Origin of the sequence: Microbacterium sp. JZ37, from assembly GCF_035188445.1 — a bacterium.
Lineage (GTDB): Bacteria > Actinomycetota > Actinomycetes > Actinomycetales > Microbacteriaceae > Microbacterium > Microbacterium barkeri.
In genome coordinates this window covers 1,281,945-1,308,793 of sequence record NZ_CP045253.1, presented here as the reverse complement: position 1 = coordinate 1,308,793, position 26,849 = coordinate 1,281,945, and the positions used below count along the sequence as shown (strand labels likewise).

The 26,849-nt window shown below is 71.9% G+C and carries 26 protein-coding genes and 1 tRNA gene; 8 read left to right on the top strand and 19 right to left on the bottom strand.

What is annotated here, in order from left to right:
- Positions 1–44: 44 nt before the first annotated feature.
- The 6 genes from GC092_RS05760 to GC092_RS05735 all read right to left on the bottom strand — a co-directional run bounded on the left by GC092_RS05760 (position 45) and on the right by GC092_RS05735 (position 5,587).
- The gene (locus GC092_RS05760) at positions 45–1,592 is read right to left on the bottom strand and encodes an FAD-dependent oxidoreductase (RefSeq protein WP_324014393.1); all 1,548 of its coding nucleotides are present in this window, start codon (positions 1,590–1,592) and stop codon (positions 45–47) included.
- Positions 1,589–2,452 (bottom strand): FAD:protein FMN transferase, encoded by an 864-nt coding sequence (locus GC092_RS05755; RefSeq protein WP_324014392.1) that lies wholly within the window; start codon positions 2,450–2,452, stop codon positions 1,589–1,591. The genes GC092_RS05760 and GC092_RS05755 overlap by 4 nt, the downstream gene beginning before the upstream one ends.
- A 1-nt stretch (position 2,453) precedes the next feature.
- Positions 2,454–2,906 (bottom strand): hypothetical protein, encoded by a 453-nt coding sequence (locus GC092_RS05750; RefSeq protein ID WP_324014391.1) that lies wholly within the window; start codon positions 2,904–2,906, stop codon positions 2,454–2,456.
- Positions 2,907–3,014: 108 nt separating this feature from the next.
- Positions 3,015–4,049 carry a ribose-phosphate diphosphokinase gene (locus GC092_RS05745; RefSeq protein ID WP_324014390.1) on the bottom strand — a complete coding sequence of 345 codons (1,035 nt, stop codon included), beginning with the start codon at positions 4,047–4,049 and terminating at the stop codon, positions 3,015–3,017.
- Positions 4,024–5,484 carry a bifunctional UDP-N-acetylglucosamine diphosphorylase/glucosamine-1-phosphate N-acetyltransferase GlmU gene (gene glmU / locus GC092_RS05740; protein WP_324014389.1) on the bottom strand — a complete coding sequence of 487 codons (1,461 nt, stop codon included), beginning with the start codon at positions 5,482–5,484 and terminating at the stop codon, positions 4,024–4,026. Before glmU ends, GC092_RS05745 begins: the two co-directional genes overlap by 26 nt.
- 31 nt (positions 5,485–5,515) lie before the next feature.
- Positions 5,516–5,587, bottom strand: a tRNA-Gln gene (locus tag GC092_RS05735).
- A 101-nt stretch (positions 5,588–5,688) separates the two neighbouring features.
- Here GC092_RS05735 and GC092_RS05730 point away from each other — a divergent pair.
- The gene (locus GC092_RS05730; protein ID WP_271173815.1) at positions 5,689–6,192 is read left to right on the top strand and encodes a MarR family winged helix-turn-helix transcriptional regulator; all 504 of its coding nucleotides are present in this window, start codon (positions 5,689–5,691) and stop codon (positions 6,190–6,192) included.
- A 6-nt stretch (positions 6,193–6,198) separates the two neighbouring features.
- On the opposite strand, the gene GC092_RS05725 is transcribed toward GC092_RS05730, so the two are convergent.
- A complete protein-coding gene (locus GC092_RS05725; protein WP_324014388.1) occupies positions 6,199–7,143 on the bottom strand; it encodes an aldo/keto reductase in 945 nt (314 codons plus the stop codon).
- Between the two features lie 53 nt (positions 7,144–7,196).
- Here GC092_RS05725 and GC092_RS05720 point away from each other — a divergent pair, with 53 nt between their 5' ends.
- Entirely contained in the window at positions 7,197–7,559 is a 363-nt protein-coding gene (locus GC092_RS05720; RefSeq protein ID WP_324014387.1) for a MerR family transcriptional regulator, read from the top strand.
- 118 nt (positions 7,560–7,677) lie between these two features.
- Here the strand turns inward: GC092_RS05720 and GC092_RS05715 are convergent, their stop codons facing one another.
- Complete coding sequence (locus GC092_RS05715; protein WP_324014386.1) at positions 7,678–8,121, bottom strand: hypothetical protein; 444 nt, start codon at positions 8,119–8,121, stop codon at positions 7,678–7,680.
- Positions 8,122–8,361: 240 nt separating this feature from the next.
- The gene (locus tag GC092_RS05710; RefSeq protein ID WP_324014385.1) at positions 8,362–9,822 is read right to left on the bottom strand and encodes an HNH endonuclease signature motif containing protein; all 1,461 of its coding nucleotides are present in this window, start codon (positions 9,820–9,822) and stop codon (positions 8,362–8,364) included.
- 142 nt (positions 9,823–9,964) lie between these two features.
- Here GC092_RS05710 and GC092_RS05705 point away from each other — a divergent pair, with 142 nt between their 5' ends.
- Genes GC092_RS05705 through GC092_RS05695 form a run of 3 tightly spaced genes read left to right on the top strand, consistent with a single transcriptional unit; the run spans position 9,965 to position 11,670 of the window.
- A complete protein-coding gene (locus GC092_RS05705; protein ID WP_324014384.1) occupies positions 9,965–10,417 on the top strand; it encodes a GNAT family N-acetyltransferase in 453 nt (150 codons plus the stop codon).
- Positions 10,418–10,471: 54 nt separating this feature from the next.
- Positions 10,472–11,125 (top strand): GNAT family N-acetyltransferase, encoded by a 654-nt coding sequence (locus tag GC092_RS05700; RefSeq protein ID WP_324014383.1) that lies wholly within the window; start codon positions 10,472–10,474, stop codon positions 11,123–11,125.
- Positions 11,122–11,670, top strand: a complete 549-nt coding sequence (locus GC092_RS05695; protein ID WP_324014382.1) for a GNAT family N-acetyltransferase — start codon at positions 11,122–11,124, stop codon at positions 11,668–11,670. The genes GC092_RS05700 and GC092_RS05695 overlap by 4 nt, the downstream gene beginning before the upstream one ends.
- Before the next feature lie 11 nt (positions 11,671–11,681).
- Here the strand turns inward: GC092_RS05695 and GC092_RS05690 are convergent, their stop codons facing one another.
- From GC092_RS05690 to GC092_RS05680, 3 genes are all read right to left on the bottom strand, one after another.
- Complete coding sequence (locus tag GC092_RS05690) at positions 11,682–13,487, bottom strand: ABC-F family ATP-binding cassette domain-containing protein (RefSeq protein WP_324014381.1); 1,806 nt, start codon at positions 13,485–13,487, stop codon at positions 11,682–11,684.
- 67 nt (positions 13,488–13,554) lie between these two features.
- Positions 13,555–14,655: a ScyD/ScyE family protein gene (locus tag GC092_RS05685; RefSeq protein WP_324014380.1), complete on the bottom strand. Its 1,101-nt coding sequence runs from the start codon at positions 14,653–14,655 to the stop codon at positions 13,555–13,557.
- A 144-nt stretch (positions 14,656–14,799) separates the two neighbouring features.
- Complete coding sequence (locus GC092_RS05680; RefSeq protein ID WP_324014379.1) at positions 14,800–15,819, bottom strand: ABC transporter substrate-binding protein; 1,020 nt, start codon at positions 15,817–15,819, stop codon at positions 14,800–14,802.
- Between the two features lie 92 nt (positions 15,820–15,911).
- Between GC092_RS05680 and GC092_RS05675 the strand changes: the two genes are divergently transcribed.
- From GC092_RS05675 to GC092_RS05665, 3 genes are read left to right on the top strand one after another with little or no spacing between them, the layout of a single operon-like run.
- A complete protein-coding gene (locus tag GC092_RS05675) occupies positions 15,912–16,973 on the top strand; it encodes a FecCD family ABC transporter permease (RefSeq protein ID WP_271172690.1) in 1,062 nt (353 codons plus the stop codon).
- On the top strand, positions 16,970–18,040 hold the full coding sequence (locus tag GC092_RS05670; RefSeq protein WP_324014378.1) for a FecCD family ABC transporter permease: 1,071 nt from the start codon (positions 16,970–16,972) through the stop codon (positions 18,038–18,040). The genes GC092_RS05675 and GC092_RS05670 overlap by 4 nt, the downstream gene beginning before the upstream one ends.
- Positions 18,037–18,828 carry an ABC transporter ATP-binding protein gene (locus GC092_RS05665; protein WP_324014377.1) on the top strand — a complete coding sequence of 264 codons (792 nt, stop codon included), beginning with the start codon at positions 18,037–18,039 and terminating at the stop codon, positions 18,826–18,828. Before GC092_RS05670 ends, GC092_RS05665 begins: the two co-directional genes overlap by 4 nt.
- Before the next feature lie 60 nt (positions 18,829–18,888).
- Here GC092_RS05665 and mmsB read toward each other — a convergent pair whose 3' ends face one another.
- The 7 genes from mmsB to GC092_RS05630 form a co-directional block, all read right to left on the bottom strand.
- Complete coding sequence (mmsB, locus tag GC092_RS05660) at positions 18,889–20,106, bottom strand: multiple monosaccharide ABC transporter permease (RefSeq protein ID WP_271172693.1); 1,218 nt, start codon at positions 20,104–20,106, stop codon at positions 18,889–18,891.
- The gene (gene mmsA / locus GC092_RS05655; RefSeq protein ID WP_271172858.1) at positions 20,093–21,619 is read right to left on the bottom strand and encodes a multiple monosaccharide ABC transporter ATP-binding protein; all 1,527 of its coding nucleotides are present in this window, start codon (positions 21,617–21,619) and stop codon (positions 20,093–20,095) included. The genes mmsB and mmsA overlap by 14 nt, the downstream gene beginning before the upstream one ends.
- A gap of 99 nt (positions 21,620–21,718) precedes the next feature.
- Complete coding sequence (gene chvE, locus GC092_RS05650; protein WP_324014376.1) at positions 21,719–22,837, bottom strand: multiple monosaccharide ABC transporter substrate-binding protein; 1,119 nt, start codon at positions 22,835–22,837, stop codon at positions 21,719–21,721.
- 176 nt (positions 22,838–23,013) lie between these two features.
- Entirely contained in the window at positions 23,014–24,003 is a 990-nt protein-coding gene (locus GC092_RS05645) for a LacI family DNA-binding transcriptional regulator (RefSeq protein WP_271172859.1), read from the bottom strand.
- Positions 24,004–24,157: 154 nt separating this feature from the next.
- The gene (locus GC092_RS05640) at positions 24,158–25,090 is read right to left on the bottom strand and encodes a 4-(cytidine 5'-diphospho)-2-C-methyl-D-erythritol kinase (RefSeq protein ID WP_324014375.1); all 933 of its coding nucleotides are present in this window, start codon (positions 25,088–25,090) and stop codon (positions 24,158–24,160) included.
- Positions 25,087–25,959 carry a 16S rRNA (adenine(1518)-N(6)/adenine(1519)-N(6))-dimethyltransferase RsmA gene (gene rsmA / locus GC092_RS05635; protein WP_324014374.1) on the bottom strand — a complete coding sequence of 291 codons (873 nt, stop codon included), beginning with the start codon at positions 25,957–25,959 and terminating at the stop codon, positions 25,087–25,089. The genes GC092_RS05640 and rsmA overlap by 4 nt, the downstream gene beginning before the upstream one ends.
- Complete coding sequence (locus tag GC092_RS05630; RefSeq protein ID WP_271172699.1) at positions 25,956–26,849, bottom strand: TatD family hydrolase; 894 nt, start codon at positions 26,847–26,849, stop codon at positions 25,956–25,958. Before GC092_RS05630 ends, rsmA begins: the two co-directional genes overlap by 4 nt.

Genomic DNA, 26,849 nt, shown 5'->3' with positions numbered 1-26,849 from the left:
CGAGCGGCGGCGCGCCCTCTCGTCGGGTGCGCCGCCGCTCAGCGTCAGTAGCCGGCGAAGGCGTCGGTCGTGAGCGACCGCGCCCTGCCGAGCGCGGGCGCGAGATCGGCGATCAGGGCCGGCGGGCCGGAGACGTACGCGTGATGGGCCGCGATGTCCGGGACGGCAGCGGCCAGGCCATCCGCCGTCAGCCGCTCCCCTCCTGCCCACGCCCAGTGCGCGGGCAGGCCCGCGGGCTCATCCGGGGTGAACACGACCGTCCGGACGCCGGTCTGCTCGAGCTCGCGTCGATACGCGAGCTCGTCGGCGCGGGAGGCCACGAGCACGAGCACGGCATCGCGCCGCGCGCCCGAGAGCTGCAGGTGCCGCAGCTGCGACACGAAGGGCGTCACGCCGATGCCGGCGGCGACCATCAGCACCGGCGCATCCGCCGACCGCGGCAGCACGAAGTCGCCCCACACGCCCGTCACCGCGAGCACGTCGCCCTCGCGCGCCTCCGCGAGGGCGCGCTTGTAGCTGGAGAGCGCTCCCCCGCGGCTCTCGCGGAAGGCGATGCGGATGGTCGGGAGCTCCTCGGGCGCCGAGGAGATCGAGAACTCGCGGCGCGTCCCGCGCGCATCGGGCCGACGGTGCGGAACGTCGAGCTCGAGGTACTGCCCCGGCACGAAGGCCAAGCGCCGCTGGGCGGCGAACGTCAGCTCCTGAACCGTCGGCGTCAGGGCGACGCGCCGGACGAGGGCGAGACGGACGGCGCCGCGCGCCGCGAAGGCGAAGGCGATGAGGTTGCCGATGAGGAGCGCGCGCTCCTGGCCGAGGGTGATGATCCCCAGCGGTATCGGCCAGCCGGCGAGCACGCCGACCACGACCGCGACGAGGTACTGCTGGCGTCGGCGCGGCGGGAGCGTGAGCGGCTCGGACAGCATGAACGCGCCGAGGAAGAGGAAGGGCGACTGCACCACCAGGCCCTGCAGCAGGGTCTCGAGCGGAAGCGAGAGACCGGCGGCGAGGAGCTGCACGATCATGCGGGCAGCGCCGACGACCATCGCCACGACGAGGAAGAGGCCGACGACGCGGAGCTTCTCGGTGCGCCAGAGCACGAGGACGGCGAGGACGAGGAGCGGGGCGAAGAGCGCGGGGGTGCCCACCCACCACGCCGAGGTCGTGAGCGTCGAGAGCGTCGCGACCGTCGCCCCGACCGCCGCGGGATTCAGGATGTGGCGCCCGCGCCAGACGATCAGGTACTTCGAGAGCGACGCGGCCGCCGCGGCGATCGCCGCGCCCGCCAGGCCTGCGGCGTTGAGACCGGGGCGCACGACGAAGAGCAGGATGCCCGCGGTGATGAGCGTCGACTCGGGCCGCCAGACGAGCCCGAGGATGCGGTGCGCGGTGGCGTCGACGATCGCGCCGACGCCGACGAGGACGGCGGCGGTCGCCAGGAGGGCTCCCGGTGAGGGCAGCACCAGGCCGAACACGGACAGGGCGAGCGCGATGGCCGCGAGCACCGCGAGGGCGACGAGGACGAGCCGGTACATCGAGAACCGCCCGAGCGCGCGCATCCCCCGCTGGTAGACCGAGGTGAGTCGTCCGATCATGTGAACAGCTCCGCTTCTCCCCGCTCCCCGCGGGAGCCCCAGGACCACTCGGCGCGGCCATCCGACAGCACGCGCACCCAGTGCACGCCGTGCGCGTGCGCGTACTCGGGCCCGCCGTCGAAGAACAGCGCGGTCGCGGCGGCGTCGGCGACCATCGCCGTGGGGGCGATCGCCCACGTGGCGACGACCGTGCGCACCGGAAGACCCGTCCGCGCATCGAGAACGTGGTGGAGCCCGTCGCCCCACGTGCGGCGGTTGGCGGCCGACGCGCACAGGGCCTCGTCCTCGACGGTCACGATGCCGATCGCGCGCCGCGGGTCGTAGGGGTGCTCGAGGGCGACGCGACGGCGGCCGCGGACCCGCAGGTCGCCGCTCGCGTCGACGACCCCCTCACCCGGAACGCGGTCGGCGACGAGATCGACGAGGCGCCCCTTGCCGAGCGCCCCCACGTCGACGACGCCAGGGCCGCGCAGGCGGAGCTCGCCGTCGCCCCACGTCAGCCGCGCACGCCAGTCCGCCGGAGCCGGGAGGGGCTCCCCCGCACGCAGGCTGTACGACGCGTCGTACCCCAGCTGCTCGAGCGAGCCGCCGACGAGCGGGTTCACCGCGCCATCCGTCGCCGCGGAGAGCTCCGCGCACGCGTCGAGCATCGCCCCGGCGTCGGGCGGCGCCGGCGCAGCGCCGCCCGCGGGGGCGAGCCGGGAGACGAGGGAGTCGGGGCGGAAGCGCGACCAGGTCGCATCGAACGCCTCGACCTCCGCGGTCACCGCGTCGCGCACGTGCGCGTCGAGCGGCTGCGCCGACTCGATCTCCCAGCTCGTGCCGATGGCGTCGAAGCGCCACACGGCCGACGCGGACACGTCAGACCGCCGCGTCCTGCTTGATCTGCTCGATCGCCGCGTTGAAGCCGCCGCTCGTGAGCGACGACCCGGCCACGCGGTCCACGGCGAGGTCATCGAGGGCGACCCCCACGACCTCGTCGGCGATGCCGCCGATGAACTGGGACTGGTACTGCCGGCTCTCGGCCGCCTGCGGGTCGCCGGTCACCTCGACCGCCGTCACCACGTCGTCCTGGATCGTCACGGTCACGCTGACCGTCTCGACCGTCTCCGGAGTCTGGTAGCTGCCCTCGGCCGTGTAGGTGCCGTCGGCGTACGCCACCGTGCCGGAGTCGGTCGCCTGGCCGCTCGACGCGTCGGTCGTCGCGGTCTCGTCGTCCGCAGTGGCTCCCACGGTGACGGCGCCGCAGCCCGCGAGCGCCACGACGCCCGCGACTCCTGCGAGTGCGGCGCCGGTGCGAATGGATCGGTTCATGTCGGTCCCCTGTTCATCGGTGCCGCGGTGCGGCCGTGTGAGGCAACCCTAACCAGGCACGATGCGGGAACCGCTTCGCGGACCTTATGAGTCTGCTGTGACGGTCGCTCAGGCGGCGCCGTCGAACATGCTCGTGACCGATCCGTCGTCGAACACCTCGCGGATGGCACGCGCGAGCAGCGGCGCCGCGGAGAGCACCGTGAGCTTCTCGAAGCGGCGCTCCGGCGGGATCGGCACGGTGTCGGTGACCACGACGCGGTCGACGGACGCATCCTGCAGCCGCTCGACGGCGGGGTCGCTGAAGATCGCGTGGGTCGCGCCGACGATGACCTTCTTCGCGCCGTTGGCCTTGAGCGCCTGGGCGGCCTTCACGATCGTTCCGGCCGTGTCGATCATGTCGTCGACGAGGAGGCACGTGCGGCCCGACACCTCGCCGACGATCTCGTGCACGGAGACCTGGTTGGCGACCTTCGGGTCACGGCGCTTGTGGATGATCGCGAGCGGCGCCGAGAGGCTGTCCGACCACGTGTCGGCGACGCGGACGCGGCCCATGTCGGGCGAGACGACCGTGAGCGTCTCGCGCTCCTCCTCCGTGAGGGTGTCCTCGAAGTGGCGCAGCAGCACCGGCTTCGCGAAGAGGTGGTCGACGGGACCGTCGAAGAAGCCCTGGATCTGGGAGGCGTGCAGGTCGACGCTCATGATGCGGTCGGCGCCGGCCGTCGTGATCAGGTCGGTGACGAGGCGCGCCGAGATCGGCTCGCGGCCGCGCCCCTTCTTGTCCTGGCGCGAGTACGGGTAGTACGGCACGACCACGGTGACGCGCTTCGCCGACGCGCGCTTGAGGGCGTCGAGCATGATGAGCATCTCCATGAGCTCCTCATTGACGCTCTGGCTGAACGACTGGATGAGGAAGACGTCGCTGCCGCGCATCGAGACCTCGAAGCGCGTGTAGATCTCACCGGACGCGAAGGTGCGGTGCTCGGTCGGCGCGATGCCGATGCCGAGCTGCTCGCCGACGGCCTGGGCGAGCTCGGGATGCGAGCGCCCCGCGACCACCACCAGCCGCTTCTTCGTCTTGGTGACGACTCCCGGGGCGATGCCCCGTTCGAGGTCGAGGTCAATGGTCTTCTTCGTGCGCGCCATCGGCTGCTTTCTCCGCCGCTCGGGCACGAGCCGCGGCCTCTGCCGCTGCGGTGCCCGCCCTGTTCGTCTCGACCCACCCGGCGATGTTCCGCTGGGGTGCCACGCTGAGAGCGAGAGCGCCCGCCGGCACATCCTTGCGGATGACCGCGCCCGCTCCCGTCTTCGCGCCGTCACCCAGTGTAACGGGGGCGACGAAGACGTTGTGCGAGCCGGTGTGCACCTCGTCGCCGATCACCGTGCGGTGCTTGGCGATGTCGTCGTAGTTCGCGGTGATCGCGCCCGCGCCGAGGTTGACGCCGCGGCCGATCGTCGTGTCGCCGACGTACGAGAGGTGCGGCACCTTGCTGCCCTCGCCGATCGTCGAGTTCTTCACCTCGACGAACGTGCCGACCTTCGCGTCCGCGGCGAGCTCCGCGCCGGGGCGCAGGAAGGCGAACGGACCGACGGTCGCCCCCGCGCCGATCACGGCGAGCGTCGCGTCGGTGCGCCGGACGGTCGCGCCCTCGCCGACCTCGCAGTCGAGGAGGGAGGTGTCAGGGCCGATCGTCGCCCCCTCGCCCACGCTCGTCGCGCCCAGGATGAAGGTGCCGGGCAGCACGGTCACGTCAGGGGCGAGCGATGCGGTGTCGTCGATCCACGTGGACGCGGGGTCGAGGATGGTCGCGCCCTCGACCTGCCAGCGGCGCACGATGCGCGCATTGAGGATGGCCGCGGCCTCCGCGAGCTGCACGCGGTCGTTCACGCCGAGCGCGATGCGCGCGTCGGGTGCCGTCTGGGCGGCGACGCGTGCGCCCTCCTCGCGGAGCAGGCGGACGACGTCGGTGAGGTACATCTCCCCCTGCGCGTTCGCCGTGCCGATCCGCGCGAGCTGCGCGCGCAGCGCCGGCGCACGGAAGACGTAGACGCCCGCGTTGATCTCGGCGATGGCGAGCTCGTCGTCGCTCGCGTCCTTCTGCTCGACGATGCGGGCGACCGCGCCGTCGGCGTCGCGGACGACGCGCCCATAGCCCGACGGATCGTCGAGCGACGCGGTCAGGAGGGTCGCCTCGGCGCCCGAGCTGCGGTGCGTCTCGATGAGCGACGCGAGGGTCTCCGCATCGAGCAGCGGCACGTCGCCGCTCAGCACGAGGACATCGCCGCCGAACGAGTCCGGGAGGTTCTCGACCGCGACCTGGACCGCACGCCCCGTTCCCGGGATGTCGTCCTGGTCGACCGGCTCCACGCCGGGGAAGTCGGCGATCGCCTCGACCACCCGGTCGCGCTCGTGGCGCACGACGACGCGCGTCACGACCGCGTCGAGCTGCTGCGCCGTGTGCAGGACGTGCCCGACGAGCGGGCGGCCGCCGATCCGGTGCAGCACCTTCGGGAGCTTCGATCTCATGCGCGTCCCCTGCCCCGCGGCCAGGATGACGATCGCCAGTTCGCTCTGTGTCACGTGGTTCTCCGTCACGTCGCTCTCCGTCACGCTCCGCCACCAGGATTCGAACCTGGTCCTCACAGCTCCAAAGGCTGTCGTGCTGCCGTTACACCATGGCGGACCACGGCCCCTGGCCGCCCCACAAGTCTGCCACGTGGCGTCGTCGGGCTCGGGTCGTCGGCCGGCGTCTGACCGATGGCGCGCGTGCGTGATACTGGACGGATGGCCACGGATACCGACGAAGTCGACCGCATCGTGGGCGCCTGGGCGACACAGCGCCCCGATCTCGACTTCTCGCCGATGGAGGTGCTCTCGCGTGTCGACCGTCTCTCGCGGCATCTCGACCGCGCGCGCCGCGAGGCGTTCAGCCGCACGGAGATCGAGCCGTGGGAGTGGGATGTCCTCTCGGCCCTGCGCCGGGCCGGAGCCCCGTACCAGCTGAGCCCCAAGCAGCTGCTGCAGCAGACGCTCGTGTCGAGCGGCACCATGACGAACCGGATCGACCGCCTCGTGACGCGCGGGTTCGTCCGCCGGGAGTCCGACCCCGGCGACGGCCGCAGCGTGCTCGTCACGCTCACGGACGACGGCCGCACGCGCGTCGACGCCGCCATCACACGACTCATGGACGCCGAAGCCGAGCTGCTCGGCCGCCTGTCGGCGGCCGAGCGGACGCGGCTGGCCGCGCTGCTGCGCCGCCTCAGCCTCAGCTTCGACGGCGGGGTCTGACCGGGCTCAGCCCTCGACGTCGAGCCGCTCGAGCTGCGCGGCCGTGAGCTCGAGCGCGACGCCGTCGAGAGCGGCGTCGAGCTGGTGCAGCCGGCTCCCGCCGAGGATCGGGCGGATGCCCTGCGACACGAGCCACGCGAGGACGACCTGCCCGCGGGTCGCGCCCGTGTCGCGGGCGACCTCGTCGAGGGCCTCGAGTCGGCGCGCGTTGCCCGGGTGGTCGTATACCGGGTCGATCTCCTTCTCTGGGTCGTCGTAGGCGCCCCCGAGGAGGGGTGTGTAGGCCCAGATCTCCATGCGGTGCTCGCGCGCGATGTCGCGCTGCTCGTCGCTCAGGAGGCCGAAGGGGTGCACGACTCCCGCCGGCCGCACGCCCGGGCGCGCCCGCAGGTAGGTCGCGTTGAGCTGGAGCGCGTCGATCGGAAGGGCACCCGACGCCGATGCGTGCCGCCTCGCGCGCTCGACACGCCAGGCCGGATGGTTCGACGCCCCGACCCTGCGCACCTCGCCGCGCTCGACGAGCTCCTGCAGGGCGTCGACGGTCTCCTCGATCGGCGTCTGCCGGTCCTCCTGATGCAGCCAGAGGAGATCGACGGAGTCGACGCCGAGGCGCGAGAGGCTTCCCCGGAACGCGTCGTGGATCGCGCGACGGCTCAGGCCCGCGCGGTGCTCGGGCCAGGACCCGGCCCAGAGCGGCTCGGCGCCGACCTTCGTCGAGAGGCGGACGCGCTCGCGCATCCCCGGCCGTGCCGCGAGCCACCGGCCGAGGACGGTCTCGCTCGCGCCGCCGCGGCCATCCGCGCTCTCCCAGAACGCATAGCAGTCGGCGGTGTCGATCCACTCGCCGCCGCGTTCCACGAAGCGGTCGAGAAGGGCGAAGGACGCCTCGTCGTCGAGACGGGTTCCGAAGGTCATGGCGCCGAGGACGAGGGGCGTGGTGGTGACGGTCATGAGGACACGATGCGACCTGGAGCGCGCTCCAGGTCAAGCGCTATCGTGCGAGCATGACGACCTACTCCCCGGCAGAGGCCTCCACGCGCTCCGGCCTCTCCATCGACACGCTCCGCTACTACGAGCGCGAGGGGATCCTGCCGCCGGTCGCACGCGACGGCGGCGGGAGGCGCGTGTACACCGACGGCGACCTGTCGACGCTCGACTTCCTCAAGTGCCTGCGCGACACGGGGATGCCGATCGAGCGGCTGCGCCGGTACGGAGAGCTCTGCCGCGACGCGTCCACCCTGCGCGCCCGCGTCGACCTGCTGCGCGAGCACGCGGACGACGTCGATGCGCAGCTGGAGCTCCTGCGGCAGCGCCGCGCGAGACTCGACGAGAAGATCGCGTGGTACGAGGAGCAGATCGGCGCGTGATCGACGACGCCCCGAACGCCGCGACCGCCGACGCGCTGACAGCCGGACGTGCGGGAGCCTCGCCGGATCCGATCCGACGAGGCTCCCGTGCGGGATCGGCCTCACGGCCGCGAGCTCACTACTCCTCGTAGGAGCCGCTCTGCTCCGAGGATCCGCCGAACGACGACTCCGATGACGACTCGCCGCCGTATGCGGAGCCGCTCTCCTCGCCCGACGACTCGCTGCCGTAGGAGGACTCGGACGACTCATCGCCGAACGCGGTCGACTCGCTGCCGTAGGAGGACTCCGACGACGACTCACCGCCGTACGAGGACTCGCTTCCATACGACTCGCCGGACGACTCGCTTCCGGTCGACTCGCCCGACTCGCCGCCGTACGACGACTCCGACGACGCGCCGCCGTATGACGAATCCGACGAACCCCCGTCGTAGGAGCCGCCCTGCTCCGACGACTCGCCGTACGACTCCGAAGCCTCTCCGGAGTACTGGTCGCCCGACCCGAACTCCTCAGCCCCCTGCCCCTCGGACTGGTCGTTCTGCCCGAACTGATCCGAATTGCTCATGTTGTTCCCCCAACTGATCTGGATGTGAACGGCGCCGACGACGAGCGGTCGTCGTCAACCGACGCGAGCACGCCGATCCGAGCGATTCCCCCTCGCCTGGGTCAGGAAGACCCCGGCTCCCCCAGGCCTACTCAGGGCGCACGGGAGCGTCAACCCCTCCCGCGCACTGTTCCCCGAACCTTCAGTCAGGTGCCCGCTCGTACACCGCGCAGGCTCACCGGGCAGCCCCTCCTCCACCGTTCAGAAGGGTGGCGGGTCGCCGTCGTGGATGAAGCGGACGACGGGCGGCGGCATGTCGGTGCAGGTGCGTCCCGTCGGCGACGTCCATTCGAGGACGCCGCCGGGTCTCTGCACGACCGTCCATGCGGAATGGTGCTTGAGGGTGTGGTGATATTCGCAGAGGTAGGCGAGGTTGCACACGCAGGTGGGCCCGCCGAGGCAGTGATCGATCGTGTGATCGGCGTCGGAGAGGCGCTTGCGGATGGGGCGACGGCATCCGGGGAACCGGCAGTGCTCGTCGCGCGCTCTCAGGTATCGACGCTGCGCGGCGTTCGGGAAGCGCAGATCCACCGCGAGCAGCGCTCCGGTGTCGGCGTCGACGAACAGCCGCTCCCACACAGGGGCGGTCGCAGCGAGCTCAACCGCCTGCACGACGGGGATCACCCCGTGCCCGCACAGCACGGCCGCCCCGCCCACGAGGCGCTCCGTCGGGCGTCCGAACGCGTCACGCCCAGACCCCTGAGGGGTCGCGTCCGCGGTGTCATCGTCGGGACACGGGTCGGCGAGCTCGTCGTCGCCCTCTCCGCCGATCTCCGCGGCGCCGGCGGCGCGGTGCTCCGCAGCGGCGATGAACGCGCGGGCGGGGATCGTGATCTGCACGCTCGCGCGGATTCCCGCGAGTCCCGTCGGCACTCCCTGCGGGCCGGCTGTGGGCGCCCCCGCGAGAGCGAGATCGCACAGCACATCCACCTGCCGCTGCTCGGCGGTGCGCTCGTCAGAGCCGTCGACATCCGCCGCCGCGAGCTCCTCAGCCAGCCGCCGGGAACGATCCACGATCCCCTCGCCGACCAGCGCGGACACGTACATCCGCACCCAGCCCATCCCGTGCCGGCCCCGCTGGAACACCACTCGACGCCGCCCAGCCTCCTCCTCGTGCCGCTCTCGCAGCGACCGCGGCTGCAGCCGCTCCGCCACGGCCTCCGCCACGGGACGCAGCCGGCCGGGTGTCAGCGCGTGCTCGGCCAGCACGCCCAGCACCAGCTCCTCGAACCGCGCCCGCGCCGTCGCGGACTCCAGCTCATCCCCGAGCTCCACGATCACGCGCGCCTGCCCTGCCGAGACGCGCCCCGCCTGCATCGACGCGAGGACCCGCGGATACCGATTCACCAGCGCGACCGCGTCGGCCATCCGCGCCTCGGCCGTCGCCCGCGCGCATCCCAGCACGCCCGCGATCTCCTCTGCCAGCGCCCGGAAGGACCACCCTCGGCCCTCCTCGCCGTCGGCCAGAGCCCGCGCCTCCCGCGCGTACTGCTCCTGCGCGACCTCCACCATGTGCGCGATCAGGAGCGCCTGCATCGCCTCCAGCGACGCCAGGGACCGCCCGTTCACCTCCAGCGCATCCGCGAGCGCCCCCAGCCGAGCGCGCTCATCCGACGTCGGCAGCCACCCCGCCGACGCCCGCGCACTCGAACTGATCTCCATATATCCATCATCACAAGGACCACCGACATTCGCAGATCCAGACGACGCAGGCTCGGTGGAGATCGATCACGAAACGGCAACGGATCGTGCGGCGAGGGCACTGCCGTCGGGGTCAGCCCCCCGTGCAGGGGACGATCTGAGGATGACACTGAGCGTTCGCCCCGTCGATGCGCGTGACTCCGACGAGTGGGCCGCCCTCTACCGCGGATATCGCGCCTTCTACCGGCTCCCCGATGATCCCGACGCCGTCGCCACGACGTGGACCTGGGTCCGCGAAGGAGCGCATGGCCTCGTCGGGCTCGTCGCCGTGGATGAGCGCGATCGCCCCGTCGCGCTCGCGAACCTGCGATGGTTCGCTCGGCCATCCACCGCGACGACGGGCCTCTACCTCGACGATCTCTTCACCTCTCCGGATGCCCGCGGAGCCGGCGCGGCAGGCATGCTGCTGAAGCACGCTGCCCAGCTCGCCGCTGCGGGAGGGGCGAGCGTCGTCCGCTGGATCACGGCGGCGGACAACGAGGTCGCCCGGTCCGTGTACGACGCCCATGCTGTCGCGACGCCCTGGGTGACCTACGACATGACGCCGTCGGGGTGAGCGCGACGCGCGTCCTGATCGCACGCACGCCGCCGCGTCGCATAGCCTGACCGGATGGGGATCGAGACCGTCTGGCCGCTGTTCGCGCTCGAGCTCGCCACGCCGCGCCTCACCCTGAGACCGCTGCGCGACGAGGATCTCGCACCGCTCACGGATGCGGCGATCGAGGGGATCCACGATCCGGACCGCATGCCGTTCAGCGCGCCATGGACCGACGCTGAGCCCGAGGTCCTGCGGCGCGAGTTCGCGCGGTTCCACTGGAGCCGGCGCGCGCAGCTCCGGCCGGAGGCATGGGGCATCAGCTTCGCCGTCCTCGAGGACGGCAGGCCCATCGGGATCCAGGATCTCGACGGACGCGACTTCCCCGCCCTGCGCACGGTGCACACCGGCTCGTGGCTGACCCGCTCCGCGCAGGGGCGCGGGCTCGGGCGCGAGATGCGGGCCGCGGTCCTGCTCTTCGCCTTCGACGTGCTCGGCGCGGAGTGGGCGGAGTCCGGAGCCGCCAGCTGGAATGCGGCGTCGCTCGGGGTCTCGCGCGCACTGGGCTACCGCGAGAACGGCATCGAGCGCGTCCGGGCGCGTCCCGACCAGGTCGACGATCTCGTGCGCCTGCGCCTCTCGGCCGCGGAGTTCGGGCGCCCCGACTGGGACCTCCGCGTGAGCGGCGCGGAGGCGGCGATCGGCGCGCTCATGCCGGACCAGGCATGAACGCGCTGCCCGATGAGGTGATCCCCGTGCGGGCAGGGGTCGCCCTGACAGCCTTCGCGTCCGACGACGCGGCCGCCATCCACGCCGCGGTGGACGACGTGGAGATCCGCCGCTGGCTCCCGCTCCCCCGTCCGTACCCGCTCGAGCTCGCAGCCGACTGGAGCACCCGCGTCGCCGAGACCATCCGCGCGTCGGGATCCGGGCTCGTCCGCTGCATCAGAGAAGGCGAGCGGATGGCCGGCTGCATCGACGTCAAGCGCGTCGACTGGCGGGCGCGCACCGCCGAGCTCGGCTACTGGCTCTCGCCTGCGCACCGAGGCCGCGGGCTCGCCGCAGGCGCCGTCGATGCCCTCGCCTCCTGGCTGATCGACGCGCAGGCGTTCGAGCGCGTCGAGCTCCGCATCGCGACCGGCAACGCGGCGTCCACGCGGGTCGCCGAGCGCGCCGGGTTCGTCTACGAGGGCACGGCGCGCAATGCGGGGTTCACGGATGGCGGCCGCGTCGACCTCGGGATCTGGTCGCGGATCGCCTCCGACCGGCGCTGACCGCGGGCGCGCTACTCGACGAGCTCGCTGAGCTCGAGCCAGCGCTCCTCGATCTGCGCCGTCTGCTCTTCGAGCGCCCGGATCTCGGCCGACAGCGCGCCCAGGCCCTCGTAGTCGCTCTGGTCGTGCGCGGCCATCCGGTCGTGCACCTTCGCGATATCGGCCTGGAGCTTCTCGAGCTTGCGCTCCGCGGCGGCGAGCTCCTTCTGCGCGGCCCGCAGCTCGGCGCCTGACAGCCCCGCGGCAGGCGTCGCCGCGGCGGCCCCCGCCGCGGCAGCCGGGGCACGGTCACGCGCGGACTCCTGCGCATCACGCAGTCGGAGGTACTCGTCGACGCCGCCGGGAAGATGCCGCAGTCGCCCGTCAAGAACCGCGTACTGCTGATCGGTGACGCGCTCGAGGAAGTACCGGTCGTGCGAGACGACGAGGAGCGTGCCCGCCCAGGAGTCGAGGAGATCCTCCATCGCCGCGAGCATGTCGGTGTCGAGGTCGTTGGTGGGCTCGTCGAGGATGAGTACATTGGGCTGATCGAGGAGGATCAGCAGCAGCTGCAGGCGCCGCTTCTGCCCGCCCGAGAGGTCCTTGACGGGCGTCGACAGCTGCACCGACGAGAAGCCCATGCGCTCGAGCAGCTGGCCCGGGGTGAGCTCCTGCGCCTTCGAGCCCGACCCGATCGTGTAGCTCGTGCGCAGGTTCGAGATGACCACGCGCACCGGGTCCTGCATGTGCGGCTCGAGCTCGTCCATCCGCTGCGTCAGCGTCGCGACCTTCACGGTCTTCCCGCGCTTGACCCGGCCTGCCGTCGGCTCGACGGTGCCCGCGATCAGACCGAGCAGCGTCGACTTCCCGGCGCCGTTCACGCCCAGGATGCCGGTGCGCTCGCCCGGTGCGATGCGCCACTCGATCCGGCGGAGCACCTCGCGGTCGCCGTACGAGACGGAGGCGTCGAGCAGGTCGACGACGTCCTTGCCGAGGCGCGAGACGGCGAGCGACTGGAGCGCGACCTTGTCGCGCACGTCGGGGACGTCGGCGATGAGCTCGTTGGCCGCGTCGATGCGGAACTTCGGCTTCGACGTGCGCGCGGGCGCTCCCCGGCGCAGCCACGCGAGCTCCTTGCGGGCCAGGTTCTGGCGCCGCTGCTCGATCGCCGCGGCCTGCCGGTCGCGCTCGACGCGCTGGAGGATGTACGCGGCATAGCCGCCCTCGAAGGGCTCGACGATCCGGTCGTGGACCTCCCACGTCGTGGTGCACACCTCGTCGAGGAACCACCGGTCGTGCGTCACGACGAGCAGCCCGCCCGCGTTCGCGGACCACCGGCGCTTGAGGTGCGCGGCGAGCCACGCGATCGCCTCGACGTCGAGGTGGTTCGTGGGCTCGTCGAGCGCGATGACATCCCAGTCGCCGGCGAGGAGCCGCGCGAGCGCCACCCGTCGGCGCTGACCGCCCGAGAGCTCCGCGAGCCGGGCATCCCACGGAAGGTCGCGCAGCAGGCCCGCGATGACATCGCGCACGCGGGCGTCGCCCGCCCACTCGTGCTCCGGGGCGTCGCCGACGACGGCGCTCCCGATCGTGTCGTCGTCGTCGAGCGTATCCGCCTGGTCGAGCACGCCGATCCGCACGCCCCCGCGCACCGTCACGCGGCCGCTGTCGGGTTCGAGACGACCCGCGAGCATCGCGAGCAGACTCGACTTTCCGTCGCCGTTGCGGCCGACGATGCCGATGCGGTCGCCCTCGTTCACGCCCAGCGTGACGGAGTCGAAGACGATGCGGGTGGGGAACTCGAGATGCAGGGCCTCGGCCCCGAGAAGATGCGCCATGTCCCTACCAGGGTAGGCGACCGGCCTGGGCGGAGGGGATGGCCGGGGCCGGCCATCCCCTCGCGCATCAGCGGTTCACGTGTCCGATCACCTTCACGGCACCGTCCGAGATGCTGACGATGGTGCCGGGAGCGGGCGGCTCCTCGCCGCCCATGGTGGCAGCCCACAGCGTCCCGTCCGCCGACGTCGCGACCGCGAGCGCGCCGGGGAGCTCGGCGACGGTCGAGACGCTCCCGCCGTGCACCGCGGATACCCGCCCTCCGAACAGCTCGGCGACGTACACGGTGTCGCGCACAGCGGCGATGCTCGTCGGGCCAGCGAGACCGGATGCGAGCCGGGTCGCCGCTCCCGTCTCGGCGTCGATACTCCAGAGCCCGCCGCGTGCGCCGACCTCGGGCCCGCCCGGCAGGGTGCTGACGAGGATCTCGCCGCCGCGGCCGACCGCGACGCCCGTCGGCACCGACTCGAAGGCGTAGGTCACCCCGACGACGCAGTCCGGCATGCCGAACATCGCCGCCATGTCCGCCGTGATCTCCATGGGCTGGGGCGGCAGCACGGCGAGGGGCTCGATCGCCCCGTCGTCGGTCACGGCGTAGACCGTGTTGGCCCCGGCATCCGCGACGATCCACCCGCCCTGTCGTGCGGTGACGCCGTAGACATGCGAGTCGACGATGCCCGTGTAGCTCGCGGGGATGCCCACCTCCGCGAACGCGTCCTCGACGCACGGGCTCGGGTCGGAGACGCCGTACGACACCTCGCCGTCGGGGTTGTGCGCGCTCTCGAACGCGTGCAGGTCGACGTACACGGTGTCGCCCTGCGCCGACCGGATGTTCAGGCCGCTCTCGAGGTTAGTGAAGGTGCCGAAGTCGGTGACGGTCGATCCGTACGCGGTCCGCCCGCCGCGGATCGCGAGACCGGCGAGCCCGGGGACGCCCCCGACGATCGGGACGACCGATCCGTCGGGCTGGAGCTGGCCGACCGCTCCCGTGCCCCCGTCGGCGACGAGGACGCGCTTGCCGTCGACCGCGAGGCTGAACGGCGCCGCGAGCTGCGTCGACCAGACCCGGGGTTCCGATGGCGCGGGCGGCGCGGCGGATGCGGCAGGGGGTGCCGTGAGTGCGAGCGCTGCGGCTGCGGCGGCCGCGAGAAGCGCGCGGGATGTGCGCATGGTGCCCTTCCGTTCCCGGTCCAGCGGCACGCTGAACCGTGCTCGACCGGGCGGTGCCCCCTTGCGTCCGGGTGCGGTGGAGCGCCGGTCGGCGCTCCACCGCAAGTATGCTCCCGGGCGACGGCCCGGGCAACGGATCCGGCGTCAGTCCTCGAGCTGCGGGTCGACCCCGAAGTGCTCGGCGAGCGTGGTGATGACCTCGTGCGCGCCCTGGATCGACACCGACGCGAGGAAGACCGCGTCGTCGACGTAGAGCTTCTCGCCCTCGAGGCGGTCCCACAGGGGGTTCGACTCGAACTGCTCGCGCTGCGCGCGCGACGCGTCACCCTCTGCTCCCTCGGGCTCCCACGAGCTCACGAGGATGAGCCCGGCGTCGACGTCCAGGATCTGCTCCTGCGAGATGGGGACGAAGATCTCCTCCGTCGTGTCGGGCGCCGTCTCGGGGCGCGGGAGGCCCATGTCGGTGAGGATCTCGCCGATGAAGGAGTTGCTCGAGTAGAGCCGCGCGGTGTCCTCGCCGGCGAAGCGGACGAGGTCGACCGTGAGGTCGGGCTGCGCCTCGAGGATCTCGGCGCCGACCGCTGCGGCGCGCTCCTCGTAGGCGGCGACGGCGGCCTCCGCCTCGTCCTTCTTGCCGAGCGCCTCGCCGAGGAGCACGACGTTCTCGCGCCAGGTCGGGCCCGTGCTCTCCGAGAACACGGTCGGCGCGATCTGCGACAGCTGCGGGTAGAGCGCCTCCTGGCGCACCTTCGCGGAGATGATGAGGTCGGGCTCGAGCGCGAGGATCGCCTCCAGGTCGGGCTCGGCCATCGTGCCGACGCTCACGGCGTCGCCCGCGAACTCGCTGACGTCGCCGAGGTAGGGGGCGAACGGGTCGTCCGGGTCCTGGCGGTACTGGGCGTAGCCGACGAGGTGCGAGCCGAGCAGCAGGGTCGCGTCGACGTAGCTCGGGTCGAGCGCGACGATCCGGAGGGGCTCCTCGGGGATGGTCGTCTCGCCCATGGCGTGCTCGATCGTGATCGGGAACTCGGACGCCTCGGCGCTGGCCGCCGGGCTCTCCTCGGGGGCGGATCCGCTCTCGGCGGTCGCGGGGGCGCAGGCGAGAAGGCCGAGCGCGAGGCCGGCGATGCCGAGGGCGGACGCCGAGGTGCGCAGGGTGTTCATGCGGTCTTCCTCTATCGGGTGTCAGGAGGCCGTCGCGGGGACGGCGCGCGGACGGGGTCAGCGCGAAGGGTAGACTAACCTAAGAACTCCCGATGTCCCGACCGCCGGAGGCTCCCCTGACATCCGTCTCCGCGATCGCGCGCCCGAGCGAGCGCCGTGCCCGACCCCGCTCCCGACCGGCGGCCGCGCTCCTGTGCGCACTGCTCCTCCTCGTCGCGGTCGTCCTGAGTCTCGCCGTCGGCGGCCGGGTGACGTCCGTCGGCGAGCTCCTCGGCGCCCTGTTCGCGCCGACCGGAACGGACGCCGACGTGACGATCCTCGGCCTGCGCCTCCCCCGCACCGTGCTCGGGCTCGTCGTGGGTGCGTGCCTCGGCATCGCCGGCACGCTGACGCAGGGGCACACGAGGAATCCGGTCGCCGACCCGGGACTCCTCGGCATCTACCAGGGGGCGGCGCTCGCGATCGTCGTCGTCACGGCGTCCGGAGCGAACCCGCCGGCCCTCGCCCTCGCTCTCTGCGCCTTCGCGGGCGCCCTCACCGTGGCCGTGCTCGTCTTCGCGATCGCGCGCGTCGCCCCCGGGCGCGAGGGCACCCTGTCGTTCGTGCTCGCTGGCGTCGCGATCTCCGCGCTGGCGTCGTCGCTCGTGACGGCGATCTCGCTGCTCGATCTGCAGGCGCTCGACCAGCTCCGGTTCTGGCAGGTCGGCTCCCTCGCCTCGCGCAGCGGCGCGATCGGCGCCGTCTGGCCGCTCATCGTCATCGGCCTCGTCCTGGCCATCGCCAACACGCGCGCCCTCAACGTGCTCGCGCTGGGCGACGACGCCGCATCCGCTCTCGGCCAGGCGCCCTGGCGCGCCCGCGCCGTCGGCATCGCCGCGATCGCCCTGCTCGGAGCATCCGCCGTGACCCTCGCCGGGCCGATCGCGTTCGCGGGCCTCATCGTCCCGCATCTCGCGCGCTCGCTCGTGGGGCCCGACTACCGATGGCAGCTGACGGTGTCGGCGCTGCTCGGACCCGCGATCGTCCTCATCGCCGATACGGTCGGCCGCGTCGTCGCACGGCCGGGCGAGATCTCGGTCACCGTCGTCCTCGCGGTCGTGGGCGCCCCGCTGTTCGTCGCGATCGCCCGCTCGCGCAGGAAGATCGCGCTGTGAGCGCGCGGATGGCCGTGCCCGCGCCAGTCAGGATCGGGCGCCTCTCGGCGCTCGTGCGGATGCGCGCCGTGGTCGCGACGGTCGCCCTCGCGCTGCTCGCGGGCGCCGCGTTCGCGCTGCATCTCTCGATCGGCACGACGGTGATCCCGCCTTCCGAGCTCGTCGCGACACTGCTCGGGAACCCGCCCGACGATGCGACGGCCCTCGTCGTCCACGGCTTCCGGCTCCCGCGCGCGACGGCCGCGCTCACCGCGGGCCTCGCGCTCGGCATGTCGGGCGCCCTCACGCAGACCATCGCCCGGAACCCTCTCGCGAGCCCCGACATCCTCGGCGTGACCTCCGCCGCCGCGCTCGGCGCGGTCGCCGTCCTCGTGCTCGCGGGCGGCGCGAGCGCGGGCGCGAGCGGCATCGCGGCGTCCGTGCTCATGCCCGCCGCCGCCCTCGGCGGCGGCATCCTCGCGGGACTCGCGACCGCCGTGCTCGGATGGCGCGGCGGAATCGACCTGCACCGCACGGTGCTCGCGGGCATCGGAGTGTCGTGGCTTGCCACGAGCCTCACGACCTGGCTGCTCACGCTCGGCGACGTCACGAACGCCGCGATCGCCGTGACCTGGATGAGCGGCTCCCTCAACGGGCGCGAGTGGAGCGCGATCGCGCCGAGCGTCGCCGCGATCGCCGTCCTGCTCGTCATCGGATCGGCGCTCGCGCACCAGCTCGCGCTCACCGCATTCGACGACCAGACGGCAGCCGGCATCGGCGTGCGCCTGGGCCCCGTGCGTCTCGCCGTGCTCGCGACGGCCGTGCTGCTCGCCTCGTTCGCGGCCCTCGTCGCGGGCCCGATCTCGTTCGTCGCGCTCGCGGCGCCGCAGATCGCGCGCCTCGCGACGCACACGCCCACGCCTCCCCTCTGGGCGAGCGCGCTCGTGGGCGCCGTCCTGCTCCTCGCAGCCGACGTCGTGACCGCTCATCTCTTCCCCATCCCGCTTCCCGCGGGCATCGGCACGGCGCTCGTCGGCGTTCCGTACCTGCTGTGGCTCATCGTCCTGAACCGGAGGAGGATCGCATGACGTCCGCTCGCCTCGAGGCCTCGGCGCTCTCGCTCGCCTACGACGGCCGCGTCATCGTCGGCGACCTGTCGCTGGCCATCCCCGCCGGTCGCGTCACGGCGATCATCGGGCCCAACGGATGCGGCAAGTCCACGCTCCTGCGCGGGTTCGGGCGGCTGCTGCCGCCGGCCGCGGGCGAGGTGCTGCTCGACGGCGTCCCGCTCGCACGGCTCGGACACCGCGAGATCGCGCGTCGCATCGCGCTCCTCCCGCAGGCGCCGTCCGCGCCATCGGGGCTGACCGTGCTGGAGCTCGTCGCGCGCGGACGGACGCCCCATCAGCGCTGGTACGACCGGTTCTCTCGGGAGGACGAGCACATCGTGCGCGAGGCCCTCGCCGCGACCCGGCTCGACGACCTCGCGGACGCTCCGCTCGACGAGCTGTCGGGCGGGCAGCGTCAGCGCGCGTGGATCTCGCTCACGCTCGCGCAGCAGACCGAGACCATCCTGCTCGACGAGCCCACGACGTACCTCGACGTCGCGCACCAGCTCGAGGTGCTCGAGCTCGTGCGGTCGCTCAACCGCACGTCGGGGCGCACGATCGTCATGGTGCTCCACGACCTGTCGCTCGCCGCGCGCTACGCGGACTGGCTCATCGCCATGCGCGACGGCGCCGTCGTCGCCGCCGGCGAGCCCTCGGAGATCGCGACGCCCGAGACCCTGCAGCGCGTGTTCGGCATCCGCTCGGCGCTCGTCGCGGATCCCGACGGCGGCGCGCCGCACGTGCTCCCCCTCGGCCTTCCGGTCTGACGGACGCCGAAGGGCCGGAGCGTCCGAAGACGCCCCGGCCCTTCGCGGTCGGATGGCCGATCAGCTCGCGCGCGTGCGGCGCTTGTTCCAGACGTCGAACGCGACGGCCAGCAGGAGCACGAGGCCCTTGATGAACTGCTGGTAGTCGGTGCCGATGCCGAGCAGCGACATGCCGTTGTTCAGGACACCCATGATGAGACCGCCCGTGATCGCGCCGATCACGGTGCCGACGCCGCCCTGGACGGCCGCACCGCCGATGAACGCCGCCGCGATCGCGTCAAGCTCGAACAGGTTGCCCGCGCCGGGGCCCGCCGAGTTGAGGCGGCCCGTGAAGACGAGGCCAGCGAGCGCGGCGAGCACGCCCATGTTGACGAAGAGGTAGAAGTCCACCTTCTTCGACTTGATGCCCGACAGGTCGGCCGCGTGGCGGTTGCCGCCGATCGCGTAGATGTGGCGGCCGAAGACCGACCGGTTCATCACGAGCGAGTACGCGAGGATGAGCACCGCGAGCACGATCAGGACGATCGGGGTGCCGCGCGATCCGGGGGCCACGCCGAGCAGGTACGTCATGTAGGCGATGAGCGCCGAGATGAAGACGAGCTTCGTGTAGAACCACGACGCGGGCTCGCTCTCGAGGCCGAGCTTCACGCGCTTGCCGCGCTCGCGCAGCGAGTTGCCGATGTAGAGCACGAGGGCGAGGATGCCCAGGCCCACCGTGATCCACTCGGCGGGCGAGCTCGACGCCGGGAAGAGCTCGGGGAAGAGGTAGCCGCCGCCCAGCTGGCGGTACTCCGTCGGGAACGGGGTGATCTGCGTGTTGCCGAGCACGATCTGGGTGAGACCGCGGAAGAGCAGCATGCCCGCGAGCGTCACGATGAACGCCGGGATCCCCACGTACGCGACCCAGAAGCCCTGCCAGGCTCCCACGAGCGCTCCGATGAGGAGCGAGACGAGGATGCCCGCCCACCACGGCCATCCCCAGTGCACGATGAGCACACCCGAGACGGCGCCGACGAAGGCCGCGACCGATCCGACCGACAGGTCGATGTGGCCGGCGATGATGATCATCACCATGCCGATCGCGAGGATGAGGATGTAGCTGTTTTGGACGACGATGTTCGAGACGTTGCCGGCCGTCAGGAGGCGACCGCTCGTGACGATCTGGAAGAACAGCACGATCGCGATCAGCGCGATGAAGATGCCGATCTGCCGGAGCCGTGAGGTCAGGAACGCGATCGCACCGCGCACGGGCGATTCGGTGGCGCTAGCTGAGGACATGGTCGGCTTCCTTCTCCTTGGTCATGAGCTGCATGAGCGACTCGGGCGTCGCCTGCTCGATCGGCAGCTCGCCGGTGATGTGCCCCTCCGAGATCGCGTAGACGCGATCGCTGATGCCGAGCAGCTCGGGCAGCTCGGACGAGATGACGATGATGGCCTTGCCCTGCGCCGCCAGCTCGTTGATGAGGGTGTAGATCTCGTACTTCGCGCCGACGTCGATGCCGCGCGTGGGCTCGTCGAGGATGAGCACCTCGGGGTCGGAGAACAGCCACTTCGAGAGCACGACCTTCTGCTGGTTGCCTCCCGAGAGCTTGCCGACGACCGAGGCGACCGACGGCGCCTTGATGTTCATGCTCTTGCGGTACCGCTCGGCGACGGCGAACTCCTCGTGCGCGTCGACCCACCCGCGTCGGGCGAGCTTGCCGAGCGACGCGAGGGAGATGTTCCGCTTGATGTCGTCGATGAGGTTGAGCCCGAAGACCTTGCGGTCCTCGGTCGCATACGCGATCCCCGCGTCGATCGCGTCGGCGACGGTCTTCGTGTTGACCTCCTTGCCGCGCACGTACACGCGGCCGCGGATGTTCGATCCGTAGGAGCGGCCGAAGATGCTCATGCCGAGCTCCGTGCGCCCCGCGCCCATGAGGCCCGCGATGCCGACGACCTCTCCCGCGCGGACCGAGAGGTTCGCGCCGTGGATGATCGTGCGACCGGACTCGGTGGGGTGGTCGACCCACCAGTCCTCGACGCGGAAGACCTCTTCGCCGACATCGACCGTGCGGTCGGGGTACCGGTGCTCGAGGTCGCGTCCGACCATCCCCTTGATGATGCGATTCTCGGAGACGTCGTCGGTCTTGAGCTCGAGCGTCTCGATCGTGCGGCCGTCGCGGATGATCGTCACCCGGTCGGCGATCGCCTTGATCTCGTTGAGCTTGTGGCTGATGATGATCGACGTGATCCCCTGGCCCTTGAGGTGGCGGATCAGGTCGAGCAGGTGAGCGGAGTCCTCGTCGTTGAGGGCCGCGGTGGGCTCGTCGAGGATGAGCAGCTTCACGCTCTTCGACAGGGCCTTCGCGATCTCGACGAGCTGCTGCTTGCCGACGCCGATCTCCTTGACCGGGGTCGCGGGGTTGTCGCCGAGCCCGACGCGTGCGAGGAGCTTCTGCGCCTCGACGTTCGTGTCGTGCCAGTCGATGAAGCCGTTCTTCTGGCGCTCGTTGCCGAGGAAGATGTTCTCGGCGATCGACAGGTGCGGGCTGAGCGCGAGCTCCTGGTGGATGATGACGACGCCTGCGCGCTCGGAGTCGCGGATGTCGCGGAACTGGGCGGTCTCGTTCTCCAGGACGATCTCGCCGTCGTAGGTGCCATGCGGGTAGACGCCCGACAGCACCTTCATGAGGGTCGACTTGCCGGCGCCGTTCTCGCCGCAGATGGCGTGGACGGTGCCGCGCTCGACCTCGAGCGTCACGTTCTGCAGTGCCTTGACGCCCGGGAACTCCTTGGTGATGCCGCGCATCTCGAGGATGGTGTTCACAGGTTCGCTTTCTCGCCGTGAGGATGAGGGGTGACGGGCGCGCGGGTCCGCCCCGCCGTCGAGGCGGACCCGCGCTCCGTGCTACTCGAGCTCGCCGGCCTCGTAGTAGCCGCTGTCGATGAGGACCTCCTCGTAGTTGTCGGCCGTGACGATGACCGACTCGTGGAGGTACGAGGGCACGACCTTGACCGTGTTGTCGTACGTCTCGGTGTCGTTGACCTCGGGCTCCTCGCCGTGCATGAGCGCATCGACCATGTCGGCCGCGGTTTCGCCGAGCAGGCGCGTGTCCTTGAAGATCGTCGAGTACTGCTCGCCCGCGAGGATCGACTTCACGCTGCCGACCTCGGCGTCCTGGCCGGTGATGACCGGCAGCGCGTCGGCCGAGTAGCCGCCGCTCGTGAGCGCCGAGATGATGCCGATCGAGAGGCCGTCGTACGGCGAGAGCACGCCGTCGAGCTTCGTGTCGCCGATGATCGTGAGGATGTTCTCCATGCGCTCCTGGGCCGTCTCCGGCAGCCAGCGCAGGATCGCGGCCTGGTCGAAGTCGGTCTGGCCGGACGGAACCGCGAGAACACCCGAGTCGAGGTAGGGCTGGAGGGTGTCCATCGCGCCGTCCCAGAAGAAGTTCGCGTTGTTGTCGTCGGGGCTGCCCGCGAAGAGCTCGATGTTGAACGGGCCCTTCTCGCCGGTCTCCTCGCCGTTCTCGTCGAGCACGCCGAGACCGGTCAGCAGGCTCGTCGCCTGCTGCACGCCGACCTCGTAGTTGTCGAACGTCGTGTAGTAGTCGACGTTCTCCGTGCCGTTGATGAGGCGGTCGTATGCGATCACGGGGATGTCCTGATCGGCGGCCGTCTGCAGGACGTCGGTGAGGGTCGTGCCGTCGATCGAGGCGATGATGAGCGCGTCGGCGCCGCTCGAGATCATGTTCTCGATCTGCGACACCTGGGTGGGGATGTCGTCGTTCGCGAACTGGAGGTCGACCTGGTAGCCCATCTCCTCCAGGGTGGCCTTGACGTTCTCGCCGTCCGCGATCCATCGCTCGGACTGCTGGGTCGGCATCGCGACGCCGATGGTCAGCGAGCTCGTGTCGACCTCGCCGCCCTCCTCAGCGGCTCCGCCTCCGGTGCGGTCGCCGCTGCAGCCGGCGAGGGCCAGTCCGCCGACGGCCACGATGCCGACGAGCAGAAGGTGCTTCTTCACGGGTGTTCTCCTCTGAATCCAGGACGTGTGCCTCCGCGTCACAGCGGGGGGATGCGCCGTCGAGGAGTCGCGGGACATCCTCGTCGGGGTCGCACGTCTCCGTGTGACCGTTCACATCGCGTCTTATCGTGCACCCGCCGCGCCGGCCTGTCAAGCCGACGCCGTGTCACATCTCGCTAACGGCGCGGTGCGGCCGAGTCGCGCACGACGAGGGCGGGAGCCGGCGGCTCCTCCGCCGAGGGGGCCTCGCCGCGGAGGGATGCGAGGAGTCGCGCGATCGCGCGACGGCCGAGGTCCGCGAAGTCGATGTGGACCGTGGTGAGGGGCGGCCAGACATGTGCCGCGACGGGAATGTCATCGAAGCCCACGATGCTCACATCGCGCGGCACATCGAGGCCCGCATCGCGGAAGCCGTGCATGAGCCCGATCGCCATGAGGTCGTTGGCCGCGAAGACGGCGGAGAAGTCCTGCCGCCGCGCGAGCTCGAGCCCCGCGTAGTGGCCGAAGTCCGCCGTCCAGTCGCCGCGGATCGGCGGGATCGTGGGCAGATCCGCGTCGCGCAGAGCCTGCAGGTACCCGCGCATCCGCGAGTCCGCCTCGATCCAGTCCTGCGGGCCGGACAGATGGAGGATGTCGACGTGCCCCAGCTCGATGAGGTGCCGCGTCGCCATCCGCGCCCCCTCGAGCTGGTCAGGTGCGACGCTCTCCTCGAGCGCGCCGGATGCCGTCTGCAGGCTCACGAACGGCACGCCGATCGCCATGCCGCGAAGGACATGGAACACGCGCACCTGGGGGGCGAGCACGACGATGCCGTCGACCTGCTCGCGCAGCAGCTGCCGCACGGCGCCGCCGATCGCCTCCGGCGACGTGTCGGGGAGGTTGAGGGTGGTGACCGAGTAGCCCTCCTCGCGCGCGGCCTCCTCGATCGCCGCGATCGACGCGGTCGGGCCGAACTCGCCGACCGTGGCCGACAGGATGCCGATGAGATTCAGCTTGCTCGTGACGAGCGCGCGCGCGGCCTGGTTCGGCCGGTAGTCGAGCTGGCGGATCGCATCGAGGACGCGCTGCTTCGTCTCCTCGCGGATCGACGGATGCTCGTTGAGCACGCGCGAGACCGTCTGATGGGACACGCCGGCGAGGCGCGCCACATCGCGGATGCTCGGCATCCGCGGTCGCTCCGTTGCGTGGGCCACAGCCGTCTCGTCCTCACCTGATTCCACGATGCGCACGGTCACATCGCCTCCCACAGTATGGCGCACGGACGCGCACGAGGCCATCCCGGGCACGACGGGGCGTGGCGCGAGGGCGCCGCGGCGGCGCTCAGCCGACGATGCGCGCGCCGCGCACGGGGCCGTGCGCGAGGAGCACATCCCGACCGGCGGCGTCCAGCACGTCGCGGAGCTCCGCGGCATCCTCGGGCGATGCCGCGAGGAACGCGACGGTGGGTCCTGAGCCCGACACGAGACCCGCGAGCGCCCCCGACGACTCCCCGAGCTCGAGCGTCTCGGCGAGATCGGGGCGCAGCCCGAGCGCGGCCACCTGGAGGTCGTTGCGGAGCGTCTCGGCGAGCATCGCCGCGTCGCCCGCGCGCAGCGCCTGCAGCACGCCGGCGTCGACCTCGGGCACGGCGCGCGTGGGGGCGATGTCGAGCCGGTGCCGTTCGCGGTGGCGGTCGAGCGCCCCGTACACGTCGGGCGTCGAGAGGCCCTCCTCGTTCACGACGAGCACCCAGTCGAAGCGCCCGCGTGCGAGGGCCGGGCTCAGCTCATCGCCGCGACCGGTCCCGATCGCGGTGCCGCCCTTGAGCGCGAACGGCACGTCGGCGCCGAGCTGCGCTGCGAGGCGATGCAGCTCGGCCTGCCCGACCCGCGTGCCCCAGAGCGCGTCGCACGCCACGAGCGCGGCCGCGGCATCCGCCGAGCCGCCGCCCATGCCGCCAGCGACGGGGACCTCCTTGAACACGTCGAGATGGACGCCGCCCGCGTACCCGGTCTCCGCCGCGAGCAGGCGGGCTGCTCGGAGCGCGAGGTTGCGGTCGTCGACCGGCACGCCCGAGACATCGACGGTGCCCTCGACCGCGAGCGTGAAGCCGTCGGCATGCGTCGCGACGACATCCTCGTAGAGCGAGACGGCCTGGAAGGCGGTCGCGAGCTGGTGGTAGCCGTCGCTCTGACGGCATCCGACCTCGAGGAAGACGTTGATCTTGCCCGGTGCGCGCACGCGCACCTGCGGCTCCGACGACGCGAGGCTCATGGCGCCGTCGCCTCCGCGCCGCTCGTCTCGGCGAGCGCGCGTGCGATCCGCAGGAAGTCGTCGATGTCCAGCGACTCGCCGCGCGCGGTCGGCGCGACGCCCGCGCGCTCGAGCACCTCGGTCGCGCCCGCCGAGCCGCCGAGCTCGCCGGCGAGCGCCTGGCGCAGCATCTTGCGTCGCTGCTGGAACGCGAGATCGACGATCCGGAAGGTCCGCAGCCGCTCATCCTCCGTGCCGCGCGCCTCGGCGTCGCGCTGGAACGCGACGAGCACGCTGTCGACGTTCGGCACCGGCCAGAAGACCTGCCGGGAGATGTTGCCGGCGAGCCGCCACGCGCCGTACCAGGCGGCCTTCGCGCTCGGGGCCCCGTAGACCTTGCTCCCCGGCTCGGCCGCGAGGCGCTCGCCGACCTCGGCCTGCACCATGACGACGCCGCGGTCGAGCCGGGCGAACGTCTCGAGGAAGTGCAGCAGGACAGGCACCGACACGTTGTAGGGCAGGTTCGCGACGAGGATGGTCGGATCGCCGGGCAGCTCGGTGACGCGCAGCGCATCGGCGTCGACCACCGTGAGCGCGCCGTCCGGGACGCCGCGCTCGGCCGCCGTGCGCGGCAGCCGCTCGGCGAGCCGGTGGTCGATCTCGACGGCGGTCACGGTCGCGCCGGCCTCGAGGATGGCCAGCGTCAGCGAGCCGAGCCCTGGGCCGATCTCGACGACCCGCTCCCCCGCCTCGACGCGCGCGGTGTGCACGATGCGCCGCACGGTGTTGGCGTCGACGACGAAGTTCTGGCCCAGCTTCTTCGTGGGCGTGACATCGAGCTCGGCGGCGAGCTCCCGGATGTCGCCGGCCCCGAGGAGCCGCACGGTCATGTCCACTCCCCGTACACGGCGCGCGTGTTCGCGGCCAGCTGCGCGGAGAGCTCGTCGACGTCGGCACCCAGCTCCGCGGCCATGAAGCGGACCGTGACGGGCACGAGGTACGGCGCGTTCGGGCGCCCTCGGTGCGGCGTCGGAGTGAGGAACGGCGCATCCGTCTCGACGAGGATGCGGTCGCGCGGCGTCACCCGCAGGGCGTCGCGCAGGTTCTGCGCGTTCTTGAACGTGATGTTCCCCGCGAACGACACCCAGTAGCCCGCGTCGGCCGCCTCGTGGGCCATGTCCTCGTCGCCCGAGAAGCAGTGGAAGACCGTCCGCTCGGGGGCGCCGACGCGCCGCAGCGTGTCGAGCACGTCGCGATGGGCGTCGCGGTCGTGGATCTGCAGTGCGACGCCGTGGCGCTTGGCGATGTCGATGTGCGCCTCGAAGGAGGCGTGCTGTGCCGGTCGCCCCTCCTCGCCCGTGCGGAAGTAGTCGAGCCCCGTCTCGCCCACGGCGCGCACGCGCGGGTGCCCCGCGAGCTCGTCGATGACTCCGAGCGCCTCCTCGAGGCGCCCCTGCTCGGCGTACGTCGGCGCGTCGTTGGGATGGATGGCGACGGCCGCGAGCACGCGCGCATCCCGCTCGGCGGCGGCGACGGCCCACCGCGAAGAGTCGATGTCGCCCGACGACTGCACGACGCCGGCGATGCCGACCGCGCTCGCCCGATCGAGCTGCTCCTCGAGCGAGAGCGGCTCGTCGCCGTCCTCGATCTCGAGGTGGCAGTGGTTGTCGTACACGGGCACCGCGAGCGGCTCGGGCGCGGCCGGGTAGCGCAGGTCCTTCCGCCCGTCCCGGCTCCGCTCGCGCACGTAGACGGTCGGGTCCGCCCCGTTGTCCTTCAC

What these genes read in the sequence shown, in the direction of transcription:
- GC092_RS05760 (WP_324014393.1), bottom strand. Translation starts at nt 1,592, where the DNA reads ATGATCGGACGACTCACCTCGGTCTACCAGCGGGGGATGCGCGCGCTC.
- GC092_RS05750 (WP_324014391.1), bottom strand. Translation starts at nt 2,906, where the DNA reads ATGAACCGATCCATTCGCACCGGCGCCGCACTCGCAGGAGTCGCGGGC.
- GC092_RS05745 (WP_324014390.1), bottom strand. Translation starts at nt 4,049, where the DNA reads ATGGCGCGCACGAAGAAGACCATTGACCTCGACCTCGAACGGGGCATC.
- GC092_RS05730 (WP_271173815.1), top strand. Translation starts at nt 5,689, where the DNA reads ATGGCCACGGATACCGACGAAGTCGACCGCATCGTGGGCGCCTGGGCG.
- GC092_RS05725 (WP_324014388.1), bottom strand. Translation starts at nt 7,143, where the DNA reads ATGACCGTCACCACCACGCCCCTCGTCCTCGGCGCCATGACCTTCGGA.
- GC092_RS05720 (WP_324014387.1), top strand. Translation starts at nt 7,197, where the DNA reads ATGACGACCTACTCCCCGGCAGAGGCCTCCACGCGCTCCGGCCTCTCC.
- GC092_RS05715 (WP_324014386.1), bottom strand. Translation starts at nt 8,121, where the DNA reads ATGAGCAATTCGGATCAGTTCGGGCAGAACGACCAGTCCGAGGGGCAG.
- GC092_RS05710 (WP_324014385.1), bottom strand. Translation starts at nt 9,822, where the DNA reads ATGGAGATCAGTTCGAGTGCGCGGGCGTCGGCGGGGTGGCTGCCGACG.
- GC092_RS05705 (WP_324014384.1), top strand. Translation starts at nt 9,965, where the DNA reads ATGACACTGAGCGTTCGCCCCGTCGATGCGCGTGACTCCGACGAGTGG.
- GC092_RS05700 (WP_324014383.1), top strand. Translation starts at nt 10,472, where the DNA reads ATGGGGATCGAGACCGTCTGGCCGCTGTTCGCGCTCGAGCTCGCCACG.
- GC092_RS05695 (WP_324014382.1), top strand. Translation starts at nt 11,122, where the DNA reads ATGAACGCGCTGCCCGATGAGGTGATCCCCGTGCGGGCAGGGGTCGCC.
- GC092_RS05690 (WP_324014381.1), bottom strand. Translation starts at nt 13,487, where the DNA reads ATGGCGCATCTTCTCGGGGCCGAGGCCCTGCATCTCGAGTTCCCCACC.
- GC092_RS05685 (WP_324014380.1), bottom strand. Translation starts at nt 14,655, where the DNA reads ATGCGCACATCCCGCGCGCTTCTCGCGGCCGCCGCAGCCGCAGCGCTC.
- GC092_RS05680 (WP_324014379.1), bottom strand. Translation starts at nt 15,819, where the DNA reads ATGAACACCCTGCGCACCTCGGCGTCCGCCCTCGGCATCGCCGGCCTC.
- GC092_RS05675 (WP_271172690.1), top strand. Translation starts at nt 15,912, where the DNA reads ATGTCCCGACCGCCGGAGGCTCCCCTGACATCCGTCTCCGCGATCGCG.
- GC092_RS05665 (WP_324014377.1), top strand. Translation starts at nt 18,037, where the DNA reads ATGACGTCCGCTCGCCTCGAGGCCTCGGCGCTCTCGCTCGCCTACGAC.
- mmsB (WP_271172693.1), bottom strand. Translation starts at nt 20,106, where the DNA reads ATGTCCTCAGCTAGCGCCACCGAATCGCCCGTGCGCGGTGCGATCGCG.
- mmsA (WP_271172858.1), bottom strand. Translation starts at nt 21,619, where the DNA reads ATGCGCGGCATCACCAAGGAGTTCCCGGGCGTCAAGGCACTGCAGAAC.
- GC092_RS05645 (WP_271172859.1), bottom strand. Translation starts at nt 24,003, where the DNA reads ATGCCGAGCATCCGCGATGTGGCGCGCCTCGCCGGCGTGTCCCATCAG.
- GC092_RS05640 (WP_324014375.1), bottom strand. Translation starts at nt 25,090, where the DNA reads ATGAGCCTCGCGTCGTCGGAGCCGCAGGTGCGCGTGCGCGCACCGGGC.
- rsmA (WP_324014374.1), bottom strand. Translation starts at nt 25,959, where the DNA reads ATGACCGTGCGGCTCCTCGGGGCCGGCGACATCCGGGAGCTCGCCGCC.